Annotated in this window: 20 protein-coding genes and 1 pseudogene; 9 read left to right on the forward strand and 12 right to left on the reverse strand. The window is 62.1% G+C overall.

Translation table 11 applies throughout. From position 1 onward, the window contains the following. Positions 1 to 361 precede the first annotated feature (361 nt). Positions 362 to 1,150, forward strand: coding sequence for an HpcH/HpaI aldolase family protein (locus CTR2_RS17320; RefSeq protein ID WP_087082356.1), 789 nt, complete (start codon positions 362 to 364; stop codon positions 1,148 to 1,150). 493 nt (positions 1,151 to 1,643) lie between these two features. Here the strand turns inward: CTR2_RS17320 and rng are convergent, their stop codons facing one another. From rng to CTR2_RS17355, 7 genes are all read right to left on the reverse strand, one after another. Beyond that, positions 1,644 to 3,131: a ribonuclease G gene (rng, locus tag CTR2_RS17325; protein WP_087082354.1), complete on the reverse strand. Its 1,488-nt coding sequence runs from the start codon at positions 3,129 to 3,131 to the stop codon at positions 1,644 to 1,646. A gap of 140 nt (positions 3,132 to 3,271) precedes the next feature. Beyond that, positions 3,272 to 3,886 carry a Maf family protein gene (locus CTR2_RS17330; RefSeq protein ID WP_087082352.1) on the reverse strand — a complete coding sequence of 205 codons (615 nt, stop codon included), beginning with the start codon at positions 3,884 to 3,886 and terminating at the stop codon, positions 3,272 to 3,274. Positions 3,887 to 3,996: 110 nt separating this feature from the next. Next, positions 3,997 to 4,464, reverse strand: coding sequence for a 23S rRNA (pseudouridine(1915)-N(3))-methyltransferase RlmH (gene rlmH, locus CTR2_RS17335; protein WP_087082350.1), 468 nt, complete (start codon positions 4,462 to 4,464; stop codon positions 3,997 to 3,999). Next, on the reverse strand, positions 4,465 to 5,142 hold the full coding sequence (rsfS, locus tag CTR2_RS17340) for a ribosome silencing factor (RefSeq protein WP_087082348.1): 678 nt from the start codon (positions 5,140 to 5,142) through the stop codon (positions 4,465 to 4,467). A gap of 250 nt (positions 5,143 to 5,392) precedes the next feature. After that, complete coding sequence (gene hemF / locus CTR2_RS17345; protein ID WP_087082346.1) at positions 5,393 to 6,346, reverse strand: oxygen-dependent coproporphyrinogen oxidase; 954 nt, start codon at positions 6,344 to 6,346, stop codon at positions 5,393 to 5,395. Beyond that, positions 6,346 to 7,638, reverse strand: coding sequence for a phosphoribosylamine--glycine ligase (gene purD, locus CTR2_RS17350; RefSeq protein WP_087082344.1), 1,293 nt, complete (start codon positions 7,636 to 7,638; stop codon positions 6,346 to 6,348). The genes hemF and purD overlap by 1 nt, the downstream gene beginning before the upstream one ends. Then, entirely contained in the window at positions 7,635 to 8,354 is a 720-nt protein-coding gene (locus CTR2_RS17355; RefSeq protein ID WP_087082342.1) for a YebC/PmpR family DNA-binding transcriptional regulator, read from the reverse strand. The genes purD and CTR2_RS17355 overlap by 4 nt, the downstream gene beginning before the upstream one ends. An 80-nt stretch (positions 8,355 to 8,434) precedes the next feature. Here CTR2_RS17355 and CTR2_RS17360 point away from each other — a divergent pair, with 80 nt between their 5' ends. From CTR2_RS17360 to upp, 5 genes are all read left to right on the forward strand, one after another. Further along, complete coding sequence (locus CTR2_RS17360; RefSeq protein ID WP_087082340.1) at positions 8,435 to 9,970, forward strand: helicase HerA-like C-terminal domain-containing protein; 1,536 nt, start codon at positions 8,435 to 8,437, stop codon at positions 9,968 to 9,970. Between the two features lie 258 nt (positions 9,971 to 10,228). Continuing rightward, positions 10,229 to 11,803, forward strand: a complete 1,575-nt coding sequence (locus tag CTR2_RS17365; protein ID WP_087082338.1) for a methyl-accepting chemotaxis protein — start codon at positions 10,229 to 10,231, stop codon at positions 11,801 to 11,803. A gap of 92 nt (positions 11,804 to 11,895) precedes the next feature. Beyond that, complete coding sequence (locus tag CTR2_RS17370; protein ID WP_087082336.1) at positions 11,896 to 12,792, forward strand: enoyl-CoA hydratase-related protein; 897 nt, start codon at positions 11,896 to 11,898, stop codon at positions 12,790 to 12,792. Positions 12,793 to 12,974: 182 nt separating this feature from the next. Continuing rightward, complete coding sequence (locus CTR2_RS17375) at positions 12,975 to 13,949, forward strand: threo-3-hydroxy-L-aspartate ammonia-lyase (RefSeq protein ID WP_003062769.1); 975 nt, start codon at positions 12,975 to 12,977, stop codon at positions 13,947 to 13,949. A gap of 112 nt (positions 13,950 to 14,061) precedes the next feature. Beyond that, a complete protein-coding gene (gene upp / locus CTR2_RS17380) occupies positions 14,062 to 14,694 on the forward strand; it encodes a uracil phosphoribosyltransferase (RefSeq protein ID WP_003062768.1) in 633 nt (210 codons plus the stop codon). Between the two features lie 117 nt (positions 14,695 to 14,811). On the opposite strand, the gene CTR2_RS17385 is transcribed toward upp, so the two are convergent. Further along, positions 14,812 to 15,915 carry a DUF6817 domain-containing protein gene (locus CTR2_RS17385; RefSeq protein ID WP_087082334.1) on the reverse strand — a complete coding sequence of 368 codons (1,104 nt, stop codon included), beginning with the start codon at positions 15,913 to 15,915 and terminating at the stop codon, positions 14,812 to 14,814. Positions 15,916 to 15,919: 4 nt separating this feature from the next. Further along, entirely contained in the window at positions 15,920 to 16,720 is an 801-nt protein-coding gene (locus CTR2_RS17390) for a MetQ/NlpA family ABC transporter substrate-binding protein (RefSeq protein WP_087082332.1), read from the reverse strand. A 293-nt stretch (positions 16,721 to 17,013) separates the two neighbouring features. On the opposite strand from CTR2_RS17390, the gene CTR2_RS17395 reads away from it, so the two are divergent. Next, positions 17,014 to 17,700: a type 1 glutamine amidotransferase domain-containing protein gene (locus CTR2_RS17395; protein WP_087082330.1), complete on the forward strand. Its 687-nt coding sequence runs from the start codon at positions 17,014 to 17,016 to the stop codon at positions 17,698 to 17,700. On the opposite strand, the pseudogene CTR2_RS17400 reads toward CTR2_RS17395, so the two are convergent. Further along, a pseudogene (locus tag CTR2_RS17400) lies at positions 17,685 to 18,134 on the reverse strand (MerR family transcriptional regulator). The gene CTR2_RS17395 and the pseudogene CTR2_RS17400 sit on opposite strands and share 16 nt — an antisense overlap. A gap of 266 nt (positions 18,135 to 18,400) precedes the next feature. Between CTR2_RS17400 and CTR2_RS17405 the strand changes: the two are divergent. After that, positions 18,401 to 18,790, forward strand: a complete 390-nt coding sequence (locus tag CTR2_RS17405; RefSeq protein WP_087082328.1) for a COG4315 family predicted lipoprotein — start codon at positions 18,401 to 18,403, stop codon at positions 18,788 to 18,790. Positions 18,791 to 18,824: 34 nt separating this feature from the next. Beyond that, positions 18,825 to 19,823: a catalase family peroxidase gene (locus tag CTR2_RS17410; RefSeq protein ID WP_254913268.1), complete on the forward strand. Its 999-nt coding sequence runs from the start codon at positions 18,825 to 18,827 to the stop codon at positions 19,821 to 19,823. Between the two features lie 278 nt (positions 19,824 to 20,101). Here CTR2_RS17410 and CTR2_RS17415 read toward each other — a convergent pair whose 3' ends face one another. Both CTR2_RS17415 and CTR2_RS17420 read right to left on the reverse strand, forming a co-directional pair. Further along, complete coding sequence (locus CTR2_RS17415) at positions 20,102 to 20,539, reverse strand: RidA family protein (RefSeq protein WP_087082325.1); 438 nt, start codon at positions 20,537 to 20,539, stop codon at positions 20,102 to 20,104. An 82-nt stretch (positions 20,540 to 20,621) separates the two neighbouring features. Then, positions 20,622 to 21,581: a Bug family tripartite tricarboxylate transporter substrate binding protein gene (locus CTR2_RS17420; protein ID WP_087082323.1), complete on the reverse strand. Its 960-nt coding sequence runs from the start codon at positions 21,579 to 21,581 to the stop codon at positions 20,622 to 20,624. Positions 21,582 to 21,666: the final 85 nt, after the last annotated feature.

Here is a 21,666-nt window from a genome sequence, read left to right on the forward strand (position 1 = left end):
GCCCCTCGGAATCATCAGCTCCCTGCGCAATATCGGTGCACCCGTCATCCGCAATGCGCTGCAACGGGCCATGAACAGGCCCGCCCTCTTCGACAGCTGCATGGAGGCCGCGTTCGAGCCCTGCCCTCCGTCGTGGGCATTGCAGGCACGGCACGCATCCGTGTCTGCGCTCTTTCTCTCCAAAGCCTACCCAAATGCACCGGACACGCCGCCGTGGCGCTCAGGTCACCGTGTCCTGCGCAACTGGCACACTGCATCGCCCTCATGCAGCCGGCCAACTCAGCGTGTACATGTCGCGGACAGCCATGCACGACGCCGATGAGATCCACTGACCACAATACCAAGCGACAGGAGACACACAATGGACATCCGCCACCCCATCGATACCCGCCTCCAACCCCTGCTGTATGGAACGGAACGCATCCGCGGCCTCTTCAACGGCTTGCCGAGCCCCGCCATCATCGAGATGTGCGCCTATGCCGGTTTCCGCTTCGTGATCATCGACAACGAACACGGCTGCGCTGACCTGGAGACCACCGAGAACATGCTTCGCGCAGCACGGGCCAGCGGAATAATTCCCGTGGTGCGCTGCCTGGAACACGACCTGCCCCGCGTGCTCGATATGGGCGCTGGCGCCGTGCAGATTCCGATGGTCAGTACGGCGGCGAAAGCCCGCGAGCTGGTCAGCAAGGTGCGCTACCCCCGCATTGGCCAACGCGGCAGCGCGTTCAGCACGCGTGCGGCTGGCTACGGCGCGTTTGGCGGCATGCCGCACACCGAACGCAGCAACCGTGACATCTCGCTCATCGTGATGATCGAGACTCCCGAAGGCGTACGCAACGCCGCCGAGATCGCCGCAGTCGACGGTGTGGACGCCGTCTTCATCGGTCCCAACGATCTGTCGCACGCCATGGGCTTTGACAACAACTGGGCTGCTCCGGATGTCGAAAATGCCATGGAGCGCACCATTCGCGCCGTAACCGCTGCCGGCAAATGCGCGGGCACGGTAGCGCTCACCCATGAGGCCGAGCAGAAATACGCCGCATGGGGTGCTCGTTACTTTGCCAATGTTTCGACCAGCATCTTCACGCAGGCGCTGCGCAAGGCCACCAGCGAAGGCGATGCCGGCAGCGTCAAAATCGAGTATTGAGGGCATCCTCCGACACCGATGTTCAGCAGCATGCTTTTGCACTCTCAATCGCCTCCGGCCGGGAGCAACGATTGCGCAAAGCCGATGGTCTGGCGGAACGGGATGGCAGCATCCGGGAGCTGCATTTGCAGGCGGGCTGCGTACAGTTGCCCGACCTGGGCAAACGACCGCAGGGCAATCCGCCACCAGCTTCCGCATGCTTCAGTCCGTTCGCGACTTCGTCTCGGGTTTCAACAAGGCTGGGGCGCTCCACGGCTGCACCTGTACCCTGATCTCTGCCACAAGCCCGCGTAAAGCAGCCAGAGCAAGGCCTGGCTGGAGAGCCCAGACGTGAGTCCAACAGCACGCTCCCTCGGCTCTATCGCGCAGCACCCATGAGGCCGTGCAAAGATCACCCTTCAGCATCAGGCTGGGCCAGCACACGCTTTTCCCTGATCCGTAGGTACTGACCCTGCAAGATATTCGTCCGTGTCAGGACTATTCCTGCTCTCATTCAGAGCAGCACGATATCGTATTGCTCCTGCGCCATCGCAGTCTCGGCCTGCAGCGAAATGGGCTTGCCGATGAAGTCCGAAAGACTGGCCAGATGCTGGCTTTCCTCGTCGAGAAACATCTCCACCACCTTGGGTGACGCCACGACGCGGAACTCATGCGGATTGAACTGGCGCGCTTCGCGCAGGATTTCACGCAGCACCTCGTAGCAGATGCTGCGCGCGGTCTTGACATTGCCCTTGCCGGAGCAGGCGGCGCAGGGCTCGCACAGCATATGGGCCAGCGACTCGCGCGTACGCTTGCGCGTCATCTCCACCAGGCCCAGCTGAGAGAAGCCGCCGGCCATGGTCTTGACGCGGTCACGCGCCAGCTGGCGGCGGAATTCGGAGAGCACCTCGCCCTGATGCTCCTCGCGCACCATGTCGATGAAGTCCACGATGACGATGCCGCCCAGATTGCGCAGCCGCAACTGACGCGCAATGGCTTGCGCCGCTTCCAGATTGGTCTTGAAGATGGTGTCGTCAAAATTGCGCGCACCGACATAGCCGCCGGTATTCACATCGATGGTGGTCAGGGCTTCGGTCTGATCGACGATCAGATAGCCGCCCGACTTCAGGTCCACACGCCGCCCCAGCGCGCGCGCGATTTCCTCGTCGATGTTGTAGAGGTCGAAGATCGGACGCTCGCCCTTGTACAGCGCAAGCTTGGGCACGGCCGCCGGCATGTATTCCTGGCCAAAGCTCTTGAGCAGCGCAAACTGCTCGCGCGAATCGATGCGAATGCTCTGGGTGTTCTCGCCGACCAGATCCCGCAGCACACGCTGCAGCAGGTTCAGATCCTGGTGCAGCACCGACATGACGGGCAGCTTCTGCGCCGCATCCTTGATGCGCGCCCAGGTCTTGCGCAGATAGCGGATGTCATCGGCCAGCTCGGCATCGCTGGACTCCTCGCCATTGGTGCGCAGAATGAAGCCGCCACCGCCGCCCCCCTCCTTGGTGCCGACCAGCTCCTGCAAACGGGCACGCAAGGCGTCGCGCTCGTTCTGGGGAATTTTCTGGGAGATGCCGATATGGTCGTCCTGGGGCAGAAACACCAGCAGACGCCCGGCAATGCTGATCTGAGTGGACAGGCGCGCACCCTTGGTCCCTATGGGGTCCTTGATGACCTGCACCATGATGGACTGGCCTTCGAACACCTGCTTTTCGATGGGTATCAGCGGCTGGTCCTTGCGCGCGAACATCGGCGCTTCGCCGCTTTCCTGACGCTGCCAGACATCGGCCACATGCAGAAAGGCCGCACGCTCCAGGCCGATATCGATGAAGGCGGACTGCATGCCGGGCAACACACGCGAGACCTTGCCCAGATAGATGTTGCCGACGAGTCCCCGCTCCAGCGGGCGCTCCATGTGCAGCTCCTGCACGGCGCCGTTTTCGACAATCGCCACCCGCGTTTCCTGCGGCGACCAGTTGATCAGAATATCTTGCTGCATTGACTGTCGTTCTTTCTTTATATGTCCTGGCTTTTGCTGCGCCTAGTGTGCGACGCGCGCATGGCTGGCGCAAGACAGCTGCCATGCAGACCTTCCCTTGGGGGAAGCTTCAAGAACAGAGTGCTGATTGCGCCAAAGGTTCAGAGCGACCAGCCCAACTGGCGCAAAAGCTCGGCAGTTTCATAAACCGGCAGGCCCATGATGGCCGAATAGCTGCCGCTGATCTGCGCAATATGCGCGGCCGCCCTGCCCTGTATGCCATAGGCACCGGCCTTGCCCATGGGCTCGCCCGTGACCACATAGGCATCGATCTGCGCTTCGGTCATGGGCGCAAAGCGCACGGTGGACACCGACAGGGCCTGCAGACGCCGCGCGCCGCTTTGCAGCGCCACGGCGGTCAGCACCTCATGCTCGGCCCCGGAGAGCAGACGCAGGATGCGTCGCGCGTCTTCGGCATCGGCGGGCTTGCCCAGAATCTGCTTGCCCAGTGCAACGGTGGTGTCGGAGCACAGAATGGGCGCTGCCGGCAGACCACGCCGCGCATGGCGGGCCACGGCCGCATCGAGCTTGCCCGCCGTCACGCGCTGCACATAGTCATGGGGGTCTTCCCCGGCCAGCTCGGCCTCTATGGCCTCCGCATCCTCGGCGATATCGCCGGCTACATTGGGCAGCAGCAATTCATGCGCCACGCCCAGCTGCTCGAGCAGTTGACGACGGCGGGGACTTTGGGATGCAAGATAGAGAAATGGCGCCATGATTTTGATTAAAAATGGCCTCTAGCGCCCATATATCAAGCGCGACAGGCTATCAAAATCATAGTATCACGCACTGCGTGAAATTGCACGCAGAGTCCGATCACAAGCGCTTATTCGCGGTGATAGGGATGACCGGCATTGACCGACCAGGCGCGATAGAGCTGCTCGATCAGCAGCACGCGCACCATGGCATGCGGCAGGGTCAGATCCGAGAGACGGATGCGCTCATGGGCTGCGGCCTTGAACTCAGGGTCCAGACCGTCGGGGCCGCCAATGACCAGGGCCACGTCGTCGCTCTCTAGCTGCCAGCCCTTGAGGCGCTGGGCCAGCGCCTTGGTGGTCAGATTGGTGCCGCGCTCGTCAAGCACCACGATGCGGGTGCCTCTGGGGATGGCTGCTTCGATACGCTTGCGCTCTGCCGCATACAGGGTCTCCAGCGTCTTGGAGCCGCGCGGCTCGGTCTTGACGGCCTTGAGTTCAACCTTGAGTTCGGACGGAAAGCGCTTGGCATAATCGTCGTAGGCCGTCTGCGCCCAGTCGGGCACATGCAGGCCTACGGCCACGATGGTCAGCTTCATTTAGGCCTTGGCGCGGGGAGCACGCTTGGCTGCGGGTTTGGCGGCAGCCGGCTTGGCAGTACGGGGAGTGCTGGGCTTGACGACCACGGTCTTGACCGTCTTGGCGGCGGCGGACTTGGCAGCGGGCTTCTTGGCTGCAGGCTTGGCACCGGCAGCCGTCTTGCTGGCGGGCTTCTTGGCCGCAGTCTTCTTGGCAGCGGGCTTTTTCTCGACCACGGTGTTTTCCGCAGCAGCCTTGTCCACGGCCTGCCTAGCCGCCAGCTTCTTGGCGGCCACTTCGGCGGGCTTGGGCTTGGCGGCACCGATCTTCATGCGCACCGGTGTCTCGCCCCAGATTTCTTCCAGGCGGTAGTACTGGCGAATGGCCGGCTGCATGATGTGGCAGACCACCGAGCCGCAGTCCACGATGATCCATTCGCCGTTTTGCTCACCTTCCTGACGGGGCACGGGAAACCCTGCTTCCTTGACGGCTTCACGCACGCTGGAGGCAAGTGCCTTGGTCTGGCGATTGGAGGTACCCGAGGCCACGATCACGCGCTCGAACAGCGGGGACAGCGCTTCGGTGTTGAACACCTGGATGTCGTGGGCCTTGACGTCTTCGAGGCCGTCAACAATGGCTCGCTGGAGTTTGGTGACGTCGCGCTTGGCTGCGGAATCCGATTTGGTGGAGGTGGTCATCAGGCGATGGAATCAGTAAATGATGGGATCAATATAGCGTGTGCCGCGCCACACCCGTATCAGGGTTGGGTTGACATAGGCGTCCAGACCGCCAGGGCCTGTGCTCTTCACGCATTGAAAAAGGTTGACGCGCCAGTCGATAGCGCGCATCCAGCTATGGAAATTATAGTTTTCTAAAAATTTCCCTGCTGACAGGGCCTTATGCCCGATCAACAGGGGGAATCCGGCCTACCGGACAGAGGCCTGCGCCTCAGAGCCAGTCACGGCGAATCAGGAATTTCTCGAGAAGATCGCGCTCGGGCGTACCGGGCGCATCCTCACGCTGATAGCTCCAGTCCGCATGAGGGGGCATGGACAGCAGGATGGACTCCGTGCGGCCGCCGGACTGCAGGCCGAAATGCGTGCCCCGGTCCCAGACCAGGTTGAATTCCACATAGCGGCCACGACGGTAGCGCTGGAAATCCACCTGCTGCTGCGTGTACTCCGCATTCCGGCGGCGTTCCACGATGGGCAGATAGGCCTTCAGAAAGGCATCGCCAACCGAGCGCAGCATGGCAAAGCTCTGCTGCTGTCCCAGTTCGCTGAAGTCATCGAAGAAGATGCCGCCAATGCCGCGCTGCTCGTTGCGATGCTTGAGAAAGAAGTACTCGTCGCACCATTGCTTGAAGCGTGGATAGAGCGGCTCGCCAAACGCTGCCAGCGCATCGCGGCAGGTCTGGTGGAAATGCACGGCATCTTCCTCAAAGCCGTAGACCGGCGTCAAATCCATGCCGCCGCCAAACCAGCAGGTCTTGGGCTGCCCCTCATGGCCGGCCGAAATCATGCGCACATTCATGTGCACCGTGGGAACCAGGGGGTTGCGCGGATGAAACACCAGCGACACGCCCATGGCCTCGAACGGTGCCCCTGCCAGCTCGGGCCGGTGCTGTGTGGCCGAAGGCGGCAGCTGTGGCCCGCGCACATGCGAGAAACCGCAGCCTGCGCGCTCGAACACGCGCCCGCCCTCCATGATCTTGGTGACGCCGTTGCCTTGCAGCTTCTCGCCTGGCTCCTTGTGCCAGGCATCTGACAGAAACCGCGCACCACCCTCGCCTTCGATCGCTTCCAGCGCCTCGGTGATGCGGGTCTGCAGACCCATCAGGTACTCACGCACCTCGGCCGCAGGCAGCTGATCAGCCACGGAAGTTGAGGATGCCTGGGTCATCAGTCGGCTTTCTTGACGGCGCGGAAGCCGATGTCGCGGCGATACTGGGCACCATCGAAATGGATGCCGCGTGCCACGTCATAGACCTTCTGCTGCGCCTGCTTGACGCTGTCGGCCAGTACGGTCACACACAGCACGCGGCCACCGCTGGTCACGGGCTGGCCGTCATCGCCCAGCTGGGTGCCGGCATGGAAGACCATGGCATCGTCGGCTGCGGCGGGCAGACCCGTGATGACATCGCCCTTGCGCGGGTCTTCGGGGTAGCCGGCAGCAGCCATGACCACGCCCAATGCGGTGCGGCGATCCCATTGCAGTTCCAGTTGGTCCAGCTTGACTTCGCAGGCAGCCAGCATCACGTCCACCAGATCACTCTTCAGGCGCATCATGATGGGCTGGGTTTCCGGATCGCCCATGCGGCAGTTGAATTCCAGTGTCTTGAGATGACCGGCCTTGTCGATCATCAGACCTGCGTACAGGAAGCCGGTGTAAGGTACGCCGTCTTTTTCCATGCCGCGGATGGTGGGCAGGATGATCTCGCGCATGGCGCGGGCATGCACATCGGCAGTCACCACGGGCGCAGGCGAATAAGCGCCCATGCCGCCGGTATTGGGGCCCTGGTCGCCATCCTTCAGGCGCTTGTGGTCCTGGCTGGTCGCCAGCGCCAGCACGTTCTTGCCGTCGCACAGCACGATGAAGCTGGCTTCCTCGCCTTCGAGGAACTCCTCGATCACGACGCGTGCACCGCCTTCGTTGTGCTGGACACCGTACTTGTTGTCCACCAGCATGAAGTCCACGGCATCATGGGCTTCCTGCAGCGACATGGCCACAACCACTCCCTTGCCGGCCGCCAGGCCGTCGGCCTTGATAACGATGGGAGCACCCAGGCGATCCACATAGGCGTGGGCCGCGACGGCGTCGGTGAAGGTTTCATATTGCGCCGTGGGAATGCTGTGGCGCGCCATGAAGTCCTTGGAAAAGGCCTTGGAAGACTCCAGCTGCGCTGCAGTCTTGGTCGGGCCGAAGACCTTGAGTCCGTGGGCACGGAACTCATCGACCACACCGGCCGCCAGCGGAGCCTCGGGCCCCACCACGGTCACGGCAATCTTTTCGGCCTGAGCCCATTCGCGCAGAGCCTTCACATCAGTGATGTTGAGGTTCTCCAGCTTGCCGCCAGCCAGGGCAGTGCCACCGTTACCGGGAGCCACATAGACCTTGGTCGCCTTGGGCGATTCGGCCAACTTCCACGCCAGAGCGTGCTCACGGCCACCGCCGCCAATCACAAGAATTTTCATAGTTCTGCGTTGTGGTAGACGTCCTGAACGTCATCCAAGTCTTCAATCATGTCCAGCAGCTTCTGCATGCGAGCTGCATCATCGCCTTCAAGAGCGATTGTATTTTCGGGGCGCATGGTCACCTCGGCCATGTCGGTGGTAAAGCCGGCAGCCTGCAGTGCATCACGCACGGCTTCAAAGTCGCCGGGTGCCGTCAGCACCTCGATGCCACCTTCGTCATCGGTGATCACATCCTCGGCACCAGCTTCCAGCGCGATCTCCATGACTTTTTCTTCGTCCGTACCGGGGGCAAACATGATCTGACCCACATGCTTGAACTGGAAGGCCACCGAGCCTTCGGTACCCATATTGCCGCCGTACTTGCTGAATGCGTGGCGAACATCGGCCACCGTACGTACGCGATTGTCCGTCATTGTGTCCACAATGATGGCCGCGCCGCCGATGCCATAGCCTTCGTAACGGATTTCCTCGTAGGTCACGCCGTCGAGGTTGCCGGTGGCCTTGTCGATATTGCGCTTGATATTGTCGGCCGGCATATTGGCTGCCTTGGCCTTGTCCACCGCCAGACGCAGACGCGGGTTGGCGCTCAGATCGCCCCCACCCTGGCGGGCGGCAACCATGATTTCACGAATGATGCGCGTCCAGATGCGGCCACGTTTTTCATCCTGGCGACCCTTGCGGTGCTGGATGTTGGCCCATTTGCTGTGTCCTGCCACAGGGAATCCTTTGATATTTGATTTAACCTAGCGGGAGCGATTTTACTTTTGACTGCATGCCCCCCCAGAGGAAACCCGAAATGGCTTCACCCCTTTTGATTGCCCAGCACTCTGCCACAGAATGTGTCCTGCTGCCCGGACTGGCCAATCGGCATGGCCTGATCACCGGCGCAACCGGTACCGGCAAGACCGTCACGCTGCAAAAACTGGCCGAAAGCTTCTCGCAGATCGGCGTGCCGGTCTTCATGGCCGACGTCAAGGGAGACCTGAGCGGCATCAGCCAGGCCGGCAAGATCGAAGGCAAGCTGGCCACCTCGCTCAAGGAGCGCGGCCTGACGCTGCCCCAGCCCCTGGCCTGCCCTGCAACGCTGTGGGATGTGTTCGGCGAGCAGGGCCACCCCGTGCGCGCCACCATCTCGGACATGGGCCCGCTGCTCATCGGCCGCATGCTGAACCTGAACGAGACCCAGATGGGCGTGCTCAATCTGGTGTTCAAGATCGCCGACGACAACGGTATGCTGCTGCTGGACCTCAAGGACCTGCGCGCCATGCTGAACTTTGTGGGCGACAACGCCAAGCAGTTCACCACCCAGTACGGCAACATCAGCTCGGCCAGCGTGGGAGCCATACAACGCGGCCTGCTGACCATTGAAAGCCAGGGCGGCGACAAGTTCTTTGGCGAGCCCATGCTCGACATCAACGACCTGATGCAGACCGATGCCAACGGCATGGGCGTGATCAACGTGCTGGCGGCCGACAAGCTGATGAATGCGCCGCGCCTGTACTCGACCTTTTTGCTCTGGCTTCTGTCCGAACTGTTCGAGCAACTGCCGGAAATCGGCGACCCCGAGAAGCCCAAGCTCGTGTTTTTCTTTGACGAGGCCCACCTGCTGTTCAACGATGCACCCAAGGTGCTGATCGAACGCATCGAACTGGTCGTGCGCCTGGTGCGCTCCAAGGGCGTGGGTGTGTACTTCGTCACCCAGAACCCGCTGGACGTTCCCGACAGCGTGCTCGGCCAGCTGGGCAACCGCGTGCAGCACGCCTTGCGCGCCTTCACCCCGCGCGACCAGAAAGCCGTGGCCTCGGCCGCCTCCACCATGCGCCCCAATCCGGGCCTGGATATTGCCGCCGCCATCACCGAGCTGGCCGTGGGCGAAGCCCTGATCAGCTTCCTCGACGAAAAAGGCCGTCCCAGCGTGACCGAGCGCGTGTTCGTGATTCCGCCCGGCAGCCAGCTCGGCCCCATCACGGCCGAGCAGCGCAAGGCGCTGATCGAGGGTTCCCTGGTCGCCGGCGTCTATGAGAAAGCCGTGGACCGCGAGTCGGCCTTCGAAATATTGCGCGACCGTACTGCGAGCGCCACACCTGCCAAGCCCGGTGACGCCCCTGCCGCTGCCACAGCGGCAGACTCGACCCAGCAAGCCAGTACCACAGACTCCATGATGGACGGACTCAAGGAGCTGCTGTTCGGCCGTACCGGCCCGCGCGGCGGCCAGCACGACGGTCTGGTGCAGACCATGGCCAAGTCCACGGTGCGCACGGTGGGCAACAGCCTGGGCAAGGAGATTCTGCGCGGCGTGCTGGGCGGCATTCTGGGCAACAAGAAGCGCTGAGCCCAACGCGCCCACTCGCTCCAAGGGCCTGCTTCAGCAGGCCTTTTTTATGCCCGCCGGACAGAAAACGCTCAAGGCGGCAGTCATTATGTCGATACATAATAAATCCATCCCTGGTGCCAACCGCCAGTCTCTTGGACATGTGCTGCTGCCGGCAGGCACAGCTGCTTCTTTCCTCTACGCTAACCACGCTGCCCAGTCTTGCCGCAGACCACCAGTTCGCTCGGGCCGGGCAGTGCTTTTGCAAATTTTCAGCCAATGCAATTCAATCAATGGCGTGTATCCACCAAGCTGTGGTGCACTTTGGGCGGGCTTCTGACCATGATGCTGGCCGTCTCGCTATGGAACCAGCACTCGTCCACCCAGGCCCTGCAGGCCGGCATGCAGACCCTGACCGACTATGACAATCGCATCAATCTCGCCCTTCAGTGGAAAGGTGCGACCGAGACCACGGGCGAACGCGTGCTCACCAGCAACATGACCACCGACGAAGCGCTGACCCAGCGCATGGACGAGCGTGTCAGCGAAGGCGTGGCCGTCAATGGGGCGCTGCAGGCACAGGTCATCAAACTGGCTCAAAGCGATGCCGACAAGGCTGCCCTGCAGAAGATCGCAGCCGTGCGCGCCGAAGTTCTGGCGCTGAACAAGCAGGCACGCGAGATCAAGCTGACCGGCGATATCGAAGCCATGCGCGACTTCATCCGCCTGCAGTATCTGGGCGCCATCGGCCGTTATGTCGATTCGCTGCAGGACTTTGTGAAGCTGCAGGAACAGCAGCGCGACGCAGCCAGCCTTCAGTTGCAGCAAGACCAGCAAAAAGCGATCTGGCTGTCCTGGGCGGTACAGGCCCTGGTACTGACCGCCGCACTGGGCCTGGCACTGGCCCTGACCCGCTCCATCACCCAGCCTTTGAATGAAGCCGTGGAGCTGACCCAGGCCATTGCACAGGGCGATCTCACGGTAACCGCCAGCAACGACCGCCATGACGAGTTCGGCCGCCTGCTGAGCTCCGTCTCGACCATGGCAGCTCAACTGCGCAGCCTGGTGGCCGATGTACGCACCAGCGTGCACTCCATCAGCACCGCATCGGCCGAAATCGCCACCGGCAACCATGACCTGTCTGCACGCACCGAGCAGACTGCCGCCAATCTTGAGGAAACCGCGGCCAGCATGGAACAGCTGACCGCCACCGTCGCCCAGGCCTCGGACACCGCCCGCCAGGCCAACCATCTGGCAGGCAATGCCGCACAGGTCGCCCAGCGCGGCGGCCATGTGGTTCAGTCCGTGGTCAGCAGCATGGGACGCATCAGCGACAGCGCGCACCGCATCTCCGACATCATCGGCGTGATCGACTCCATCGCCTTCCAGACCAATATCCTGGCCCTCAACGCGGCAGTCGAGGCCGCACGCGCCGGCGAACAAGGCCGGGGCTTTGCCGTGGTCGCCGGCGAAGTGCGCGCCCTGGCCCACCGCAGTGCCGAGGCCGCCAAGGAGATCAAGGCGCTTATCACCACGTCCGTGGATGCCGCCCAGGAAGGCGCAGACCAGGTTTCCCAGGCGGGGCGCGTGATGGAGGAAATCGTCAGCAGCGTCGGCAAGGTTTCGGACATGATTGGCGAGATCAGTGCCTCCGCCATGGAGCAGCATGACGGCATCAGCCAGGTCAACCAGGCCGTGACCAACCTGGACCAGATGACGCAGCAGAATGCCGCCCTGGTCGAGGAATCCACGGCGGCCGCAGTCTCGCTGAGCGACCAGGCCCAGCGTCTGACCGGCATGGTGTCCGTGTTCAAGGTTCAGGCCGCAGACAGAGCACCGGCGCTGACGGCCTGAGCCGGCAGGGGCATGCCGGCCGGCCACCCCGGTTTGCCCGGGGCAGTCACGCTTGTGACTGGCCCGCCAGGCGCCGCAAGACACCATGCGGCATGCCCCACACCTCTGACGACACCTTGCTGACCGCCGGTCTGAGCAGCTTTCGCCTGGACCTGGTCGACCATATCGCCCATCTGGTGCTCAACCGCCCCGATGCCTTCAACACCCTGAACCCCAGGTTCTGGCAGGAGCTGGACCTGGTGCTGGATACGCTGCAGCGCAGCGGCCAGTCGCGCGCGCTGGTCATCAGCAGCACGGGCAAGCATTTTTGCGCCGGCATGGCACTCGAGACCTTTGCCGACCCCGCCTTTGCGCCCAACGACCGCACGCCCGAGGGCCGCGCCGCCATCATCGACACCCTGGCCCAGCTGCAGTCCACCTTCAACAAGATCGAAGCCCTGCGCATGCCGGTGATCTGCGCCATTCAGGGCGCCTGCGTGGGCGGTGGGCTGGACCTGGTGGCCACAGCCTGCATACGCTATGCCAGCGCCGAGTCCTTTTTCTGCGTGCAGGAGATCAATATCGGCATGACCGCCGACCTGGGCAGTCTGCAGCGCCTGCCCAAGCTGATGCCGCTGGGCATCGTCAAGGAGCTGGCCTACACCGGCCGCCGCATGACTGCGCAGGAGGCCGCCAGCCACGGTCTGGTCAACGCCGTCTACGACACGCCCGAAGCCACCGTCACAGCAGCTCTCGCCTGCGCGCGCGAGATTGCGGCCAAGCCGCCCGTGGCCATCTGGGGCAGCAAGCAGGTGATCAACTACGCACGCGACCACAGCGTGAGCGACTCGCTGCAGCAGATGGGCTGGGTGCAGAGCGGCATCTGGAGCAACCGCCATGTCATGGAGGCCGTGGGTGCCATGCAGGCCAAGCGCGCCGGCGACTTCCCCCCGCTGGAGCCGCTGCAGGCTTTTGCACCAGCGCTGCCCAAAGTGGGCGATCGCTCCTGATTGAATAGCCATCATCCCTTTCCAATAAAGGGCTACATGCCTTTTCTGCTCGTATTCCTCTATCTTTTCGATGGCCCGCTGAGCGCCATCGACATGGAGCCAAGCGACTACGCAGCGATTCGGGTTGAAGTGGAGTACGCGCCGTTATCATGGGTTCAGTCACCACCTCAGCCTGTCCTGCCATGAGCACAAACACCGCCCCCCTGCCCACTTATGACGATGTCGTGGCCGCTGCCCAGCGCCTGCAGGGCGTAGCCCATCGCACGCCGGTACTGACCAGCCGCACCATGGACGAACAGCTGGGCGCGCGCCTGTTCTTCAAATGCGAGAACCTGCAGCGCATAGGCGCTTTCAAGTTTCGCGGCGCCTACAACGCTCTGGCGCAGTTCACGCCCGAGCAGCGCAAGGGCGGCGCCCTGGCCTTTTCCTCCGGCAACCATGCCCAGGCGATTGCCCAGGCGGCCCAGTTGCTGGACATGCCAGCCCTGATCGTCATGCCCGAGGATGCACCGGCTTCCAAGATGGCGGCCACGCGCGGCTATGGCGCCCAGGTCGTCACCTACAACCGCTTCACCGAAGACCGCGAAGCCATCGCCCACAAGCTGGCGACCGAGCGCGGCATGACACTGATCCCGCCTTACAACCATCGCGACGTGATCGCCGGCCAGGGCACGGCGGTCAAGGAACTGCTGGAGGAAGTGCCGGATCTGGACTATCTGTTTGTCTGCCTGGGCGGCGGCGGCCTGCTCTCCGGCAGCCTGCTGGCCGCCAACGCCCTGGCGCCGCAATGCAAGGTGATCGGCGTCGAGCCCGAGGCCGGCAACGATGTGCAGCAGTCGCTGCGCGCCGGCCATATCGTCAAGATCGATACGCCGCGCACCATTGCCGACGGTGCCCAGACCCAGGCGCCTGGCGATCTGACCTTTGCCATCATCCAGCAGCGAGTGAACGAAGTTCTTACCGTCAACGACGAGCAATTGGTCCAGGCCATGCGCTTTTATGCCGAGCGCATGAAAATCGTGGTCGAGCCTACGGGATCGCTGTCTCTGGCAGCCGCCATCCACGGTGGTTTGCCGCTCAAGGGCAAGCGCGTGGGCATCGTGATCAGCGGCGGCAATGTGGATTTAGAGCGTTTTGCCAGCCTGCTGTCCGAGTGACAGCGAAAATAGCGTCCGTTGCGGCCCGGCCCGCATCCGCCTGATCCCATTTTTTGCAAGCACGAGTCCGCCACAAGCGGGCCTGCCTGCCTTCACCACAAAGACCAAGAACATGAGCACTCTGCATTTGATCGACCACCCTCTGGTCCAGCACAAACTGACGCTGATGCGCCGCAAGGAAGCATCGACCAACAGCTTTCGCCGCATGCTGGGCGAGCTGTCCACGCTGATGGCCTATGAGTTGACACGCGACTTCCCGCTGCAGGATGTCGAGATCGAAACCCCCATGGAAAAAACCATGGGCAAGGTCATTGACGGCAAGAAGCTGGCGCTGGTTTCCATTCTGCGTGCAGGCAACGGCTTCCTGGACGGCATGCTCAACGTGGTGCCCGGCGCGCGCATCGGTCACATCGGCCTGTTTCGCGACCCCGAGACCCTCAAGCCCGTCGAGTACTACTACAAGATGCCCGAAAACATGGGCGAGCGCGACGTGATCGTGGTCGACCCCATGCTGGCGACCGGCAACTCGGCCGTGGCGGCCGTGCAGCAGCTCAAGGACAAGAGCGCGCCCAAGTCCATCAAGTTCATGTGCCTGCTGGCCGCCCCCGAAGGCGTGAAGACCATGCAGGCCGCCCACCCCGATGTGGACATCTATACCGCCGCCGTGGACCGCGAGCTGGACAGCCATGGCTACATCCTGCCCGGCCTGGGTGATGCAGGCGACCGTATCTTCGGCACCAAGTAAGCACGGCTGCTTGCCAACAAAAAGCCCCAGGCGCAAAGCCTTGGGGCTTTTTTCACGCTTAAAACAGCCTACAGCGCTTATGTATCAAGCGCTGACAGCTATCAATTCAGATCCAGTTCAGATCTGATTCAGCGCCATATTGTTGAGCTTGTCCAGCCGAGCAGGCCAGCTGCCCTGCCGGGCCGACTGCAGCAAGATACGCGTCCAGGCGATCCAGGCATCCCACTGCACGCGCTTGTCCCAGGCATTGCCCCAGGTGCAAAAGCACTGCAGCGCGCTCTCTGCGGCCCTGGCCGCATCGGTGTTGCGGCCCGCGCTCAGGTACAGCTGGGCCAGCACCATCTGCGGCTCGCCCACCCAGGGGTTGAGGGCCACGGCCTGCTCCAACGTGGCGGTGGCAGCGTCCAGATCGACCAGCGGCTGATCGAGCTGGATCACCGACCAGTACAGCGCCACGGCCGCAGCCTCGTTGCCCGCGCTCAGCAGCTGACTGCAGTTCGCAAACACCGGCGGCAGCGGCAGCTGGGTCTTGAGCACAGGATGCTGCAGCGCCCGGCCCAGGCCGCTGATCTGGCTGAGCATACGGCTGCTGGGGCGCATGGGGCCGGGCCACAGCGACGCCGCCCAGTGCACGGCCTGCTGACGGCTGTGGTCCACGGCCGGGAAGCGCGAATAGATGTCTTCCTGCCAGCTGAACCACTGCTCCATGCTGTCGGCCATGCTGACGATCGCGAACACAGCCACTTCATAGGCCGTGAGCCTGATGGTCTCGCGCGGCTCGGGGCCGTTGCGCTCGATCTGCAGGCTGCCGTCGGCTCCCAGCTCGCCCGCCAGCAGCTTTTGCACGAACTGGGTACGGCTCATGGTGCAGAACAGATAGACCAGACGCTCGGCCTGCTCCCCGACCAGGCGCTTGAGCTGCTCGCGCTCATTGCCGGCATCGAACTTGACCAGATCGACAAAGGCATTGCCGTAGACGCTGTGTAAGAGACCCAGCTGGCGCACCTGCCTGGGTTGCTGCCACAGCGCCAGAGAGCGCGCCACGCCTGCCAGATGGTGGCGAAAAGTGCCGGCCTTGTGCCAATCCTGGCCCACGCCGCGCTCCAGCACCACAGGCAGCAGCGGCGCCAGATCGGCATCACGGCGCAGCCATTCCTCGTCCAGCAAGGTCTTGGCGCGCTCGAACAGCGCCGCGTCCAGTTGATTCCAGGGCTGATTCATGCGCTCACCATGCGGTTGTGTAAGCACCCTTGAAGGTCTTTTCCACAAAGGCTTTGACCTCGGGTGACTGGTAGGCCTTCACAAAGGCCTGCAGGCCTTTGCTGTTTTCATGGCCGGCACGCGTGACGATGAGCACGGTCACATAAGGCGTGTTCACATCTTCCAGCGCCAGCGAATCGCCCTGGGGAGACAGGCCGGCTGCCACGGCGTAGCTGCTGTTGACGGCCGCCGCATCCAGATCATCGAGGGCGCGGGCCAGTTGGGCGGCTTCGAGCTCGACAAACCTGAGCTTTCCGGGGTTGGCCGTGATGTCGAGCACGGAGGTACGCGCACCGGCATCGGCCTTGAGCGTGATCAATCCCTGCTTGGCCAGCACCATCAGGGCACGCGAGCCATTGGTGGGGTCGTTGGGAATGCCCACGCGCGCGCCGCTCTTGAGGTCGGCCAGCTTCCTGACCTTCCTGGAGTACACGCCCATTTGCTGGTTCACGGCCTTGGCCACGGGCACCAGCTTGTAGCCACGGTCCTTGTTCTGGGCATCGAGGAAGGGTTGATGCTGATAGATGTTGGCGTCGATATCACCGGCGGACAGCGCCGCATTGGGCTGGATGAAGTCGCCAAACTCCACCAGCCTGACCTTCAGGCCCTGCCTGGCGGCAACCTGCCTGGCCACTTCGGCAATCTGGGCGTGGGGGCCGGCCGTCACCCCGACGGTCACGGCCAGATCCTGGGCCTGGGCCAGCAATGCGGCAGGTGCCAGGGCGGCAACCGCCAGGGCTTTTACAAGAGAACGCTTGTGCACCATGGGCACCTTTCAAGACAAATCCGGGAAACTCAGGTCCGCCAAGCATGCACACACTCAGGGACAGCAGCTTGAAACTTAACGCATAAAGCAAACCTCGGCAGCCTGGCTGGGGCCAGCCCCCATCACAAAGCGGGATGGCTGGCAGCGCGGCTCGGAAAATATCAATAAAAACCAGCTCAATTCCTTACTCACAAAGCGATAAAAGCTATCAAAACAGGAATACCTCGGGCACACTGCATGCTTGACATTGAACTGCACTTCAAGCTTAAGTTGGGAGCCACAGGAGACTCCCCATGCCCCGTCGCATTCTTCACGTCGTCAGCAACGTCGCCCACTACGATGACCCTGCCGAACCCACCGGCCTGTGGCTGTCGGAGCTCAGCCATGCCTGGGAGGTCTTTGCACGGCGGGGTTACGCGCAACACCTGGTCAGCCCGCTTGGCGGCCGCTCGCCGCTGGAGCCGCGCTCGCTGAAATGGCCGAACCGGGATACCACGGCCAGGGCATGGCTGGCGGATGCAGCGCGCATGGCCCTGCTCTCCAATACGGCCGCCCCTGATGCCATGGACGCGCAAGACTTTGATGCCATTTATTTCGCCGGCGGCCATGCAGTGATGTGGGACTTTCCATCCTCGCAGGGGCTGCAGCGCATCACGCGCGACATCCATGAACGCGGTGGCGTCGTTGCCTCGGTCTGTCACGGCTATTGCGGTCTGCTAGAAACCCGTCTGTCCGATGGCTCGCTGCTGGTCGCCGGGCGCCGGCTGACTGGCTTTTCCTGGCTGGAGGAAAAGCTGGCCGGCGTGGCCGGCAAAGTGCCGTACAACGCCGAAGCGCTGATGCGCCAGCGCGGTGCCCAATATGAGAAAGCCTGGCTGCCCTTTGTCTCCAAGGTCGTGACGGACGGCAGGCTGGTGACCGGGCAGAACCCGCAGTCGGCCCGGGCCACTGCCCTGCAGGTGGCTCAGTTGCTGGGCTGAGCGGGCCGGCCAGCCGCCTCCTCATCCCGCCCCAGCAAGCGCATTTGCGACAGCACGCGCCTTGCATTGCCGGCGCAGTCCATGTCTTCGGGTCTGGCCTCGATCTGTGCGATCAGCTCGCCCAGTTCGGCGCGATTTTGCGTCAGCTGTGCCAGCATCAGATCGATGCTCTGCAGCTTGCGACGCAGCGTGTCCAGCAACTCGTCATGCTGCCACTGCTCCAGATCCTCTGGCAGCAGCTAGCGCAGCTCCTGCAGGCTGAAGCCGGCCCGCTGCGCCGTGGCAATCAGCCTGAGCGCCAGCACCGCCTCTTCGGGATAGCTGCGATAGCCGTTGGCCTGGCGCTGGGCAATGCCCAGCAGGCCGATGCGTTCGTAGAAACGAATGCGCGATGCGGCAAGACCTGTGCGCTGGGCGAGTTCTCCGATCTTCATGTGCGTCATTCTCGCGCAATCCGCGCTTGACCTTGAACCAGAGTTCAAGCTCACGCCTGCACCATTCCCGGTCGTTGAGGCTGGCGAAGCCTATGCGTCAAGAAGTGGAAGCACCGATCCCTATCGGATACCAATGGTCAGATCGCCTTGCGCGCAGTACGACGATTTCTGCCCGGGCAGTCTCGGAGGATGAACGGCCAGAGATTTCAATGGAATAAACAGCGCCCTTGAACTGTTTACAGCAGGTCAACCTCAAGGAGATCTCCATGACCCGTCTCGCTTCCTTCGCCACCCTCACCTCGGTGTTCCTGGCGGCCTGCGCCGTGACAACTGCCGCCCAGGCGCAGACGCCGGCTTCTGCCATGAATGGTGTGCTCGTGGGCCCCAACCAGATGACGCTTTATGTCTTCGACAAGGATGCCGCCGGATCCGGCAAGAGCGTATGCAACGGCGGCTGCGCCACGAACTGGCCGCCTCTGATGGTGGCCCCGGGTGCGACGGCTACCGGTGACTGGAGCCTGGTTGTCCGCGACAACGGTGATCAGCAATGGGCCTACAAGGGCCGTCCTCTCTATTACTGGGCCAAGGATGCCAAGCCCGAAGACAGAACAGGAGATGGATTGCTCAACAACAGCTGGCACATCGCCAAACCCTGAGAACTCAAGCCTGGATCATCAAGAGGAAGAAACAATGAAGTTCAGAAAAATGAAGCTCGCGCTGAGCTGTGTCATGGTGGTGCCGCCGGCGTTCACCCTGGCAGCCGAGCAGGAAGTGACGGCACCGCGGGTGGTCCAGGCCCTGGAAGCGACCTTTGGCGTGCATCAGGGAGAGCGCCGCAATCACATCAAGGGGAGCTGCGCAGTGGGCGAGTTCACCGCTACCGCCGAGGCTGCCAGCTACTCACGCTCCGCACTGTTTTCCGGCCAAGCCGTTGCGGTGATTGCGCGCTTCTCGCTGGCAGGAGGAAACCCCAAGGTTCCAGATGTTGCCCAAAGCGCGCGTGGAATGGCCTTGCAATTCAAGCTCCCCAAGGGCCAGTTGCACCAGATGTCCATGTTGAACACCCCCATGTTTGGTGCCGCCCACCCCGGAACGTTTCTGGACTTGACCGAAGCTCAGCGCCCCGATCCGGCCACCGGCAAGCCGGATCCGGAAAAGCTCAAAGCATTTCGGGCCTCCCATCCTGACAGCCTGGCTCAGGCGCAATACCTGGCCAGCCACAACCCTCCCGACAGCTACACCCGCAGCGCATTCTTTGGCATTCACACCTTCAAGTTCATCAATGCACAGGACAAGGTGACTCTGGTGCGCTGGCGCTTCGTACCGCAGGAAGGGGAGAAACCGCTAAGCAACGAGGCGCTGAAGACGGCTGGGACGGACTTTCTGGAAACTGCCTTGATCAGCAGCACATCGAAAAAACCGGCTCGCTGGGACATGCTGGTGACAGTCGGGCAGCCGGGTGATCCGCAGGACGACCCCACGCAATCATGGCCCGCACAGCGACCTGAGTTCAAGGCTGGCACCTTGACGATCACGAGCGCTTCGACTCAGAAAGGAGGCTTGTGCGAGCCGGTCAACTTTGATCCGATGGTGATGGCCGACGGCATTGCGCCCACCAATGATCCGGTGCTCCGCTTTCGCTCGCAGGCCTATGCAGTGTCATTTGGCAAGCGCCTGAGTGGTCAATGAACTTCGAGGATCAAGCTCAGTACACTCCTCCTTAGGTTCCGGCAAGGCCAGGCCCAAGCAAGCGCGAACTAGGGCCGATCTGCGAGTGTCGTTGATCGGCCATTGAGGAAATCGGGTTATGCGACTGTTTTCGCCTGTCATCCAAGCAATTCGCTTGCGATGTATGTCAGCGTTCGCTAAGACACCCAATGCCATTGCTTGATCCGCTGCTGTGACATCAAGTGCCTGAAGAACCTGAAGTTCTGGCCACCATCTTTTCCAGTTCAATACTTCAAGCCTCAGGCAGAAGTCCGCTCTGCAGCCAAGGGCGCTGCTGGCTCCCACTCTCGCTTTACCGCCATGCACTTGATCTCGACCAGCAAGCCTGGATGTGCGAGTTCAGCAACGCCTATTGACGTCCATGCGCAGGTGCCGCGTGGAAAAACCCTATTCTTCACCGCGCGAAACACGGGCATATGTTTGCTCATCTGCACATGGTAGGTGGTCATATCAACCACATCCTCAAATGTGCATCCTGCCGCTTCCAGCACTGCGCGCAGATTCTCCCAACAGGCCAGAAATTGCGCCTCGGGATCACCAATCACTTCTAGATCAATGGTGCGCCCAACCTGCCCGGCACAGAAAACGGTAGCGCCGACCTTCACGGCCGGCACATACCCCGCACGCTCCACTATGGATTGCATCATCGGTGGAACAATTAATTCACGGTCTGCCATATCGAGTTGTACCCGTCTACCTCCATAACCGCCAGCTTGCGCCGTCAGACTGACGGGCCTGGAGGGGATGACTGAGGCTTAGTTAGTCCATTGAGATCTTCGCGCTCTGGATGATCCCGGTCCAGCGCCTTACTTCCATATCCATCAGCTTGGCGAAGTCGGCCGCATTGTTGGGATACGGATATGCACCCTGCTCAGCCAGATGAGCCACAAAATCCTTCTCATGTGCAATCGCCAGGATCGTATCTTGGAGCTTCTTGACGATGGCAGGCGAAGTTCCAGCCGGAGCCATGATTCCATACCAGGATTCAACAACCACATCCTTCACACCACCCTCGGCAAATGTGGGAACTTCTGGAATAGCGGCCGCGCGCTTGTCCGATGCGATTCCCAGCAACCGCACCTTGCCACTCTTGGCGAACGGCAGAACATTGGGCAGGTTCGCAAATAGAACGTTGACCTGCCCTGCCTGCAGATCTGTGGTGGCTGGCGACGCCCCCTTGTAAGGAATATGGGTCAGCTTGATGTTCGCACGACTCTCGAACATCTCACCTGTCAGATGATTGATGGAGCCGATACCTGCGGACGCCATGTTCAGGCCACCTGGGTGGGCCTTTGCATAGGCCACGAACTCGGAGAGATTCTTCGCAGGAGTGTTAGTGGATACGGCCAGAACATTTGGCACCGTGGCAAAGGTGGCTACCGGCGTAAAAGCCTTGTTGCCGTTGAAAGACAGCTTCTTGTACAGCAGCGGCTGCACAGCTTGCCCCATGGAGCCCATCAGCAAGGTGTATCCATCTGCCTGAGCTTTCGCAGCGTAGGCTGCACCAATCGTACCGCCGGCCCCCGCGCGGTTGTCCACCACCACTGGTTGGCCCAAAAGTGATCCCATGCGATCTGCGATGAGGCGCCCCATCAAGTTAACGGTTCCACCTGGAGGAAACGGCACCACCAGGGTAATAGCCTTGGAGGGATAGGTGTCTGCGGCTGCATTGAACGAAAGAGTCAGTACGGCCGCGAGAGCTGCAAGGTGCTTAATCATCGGAGTATCCAGTGGGTCAGGAAATGGGGTTTTCAACTGAGGTTTAAGGCATTTGCCATTGAGGGTATGGCAGGGCTGTTCTTGT

It is taken from the genome of Comamonas thiooxydans (genome assembly GCF_002157685.2).
Taxonomy (GTDB): domain Bacteria; phylum Pseudomonadota; class Gammaproteobacteria; order Burkholderiales; family Burkholderiaceae_C; genus Comamonas; species Comamonas testosteroni_H.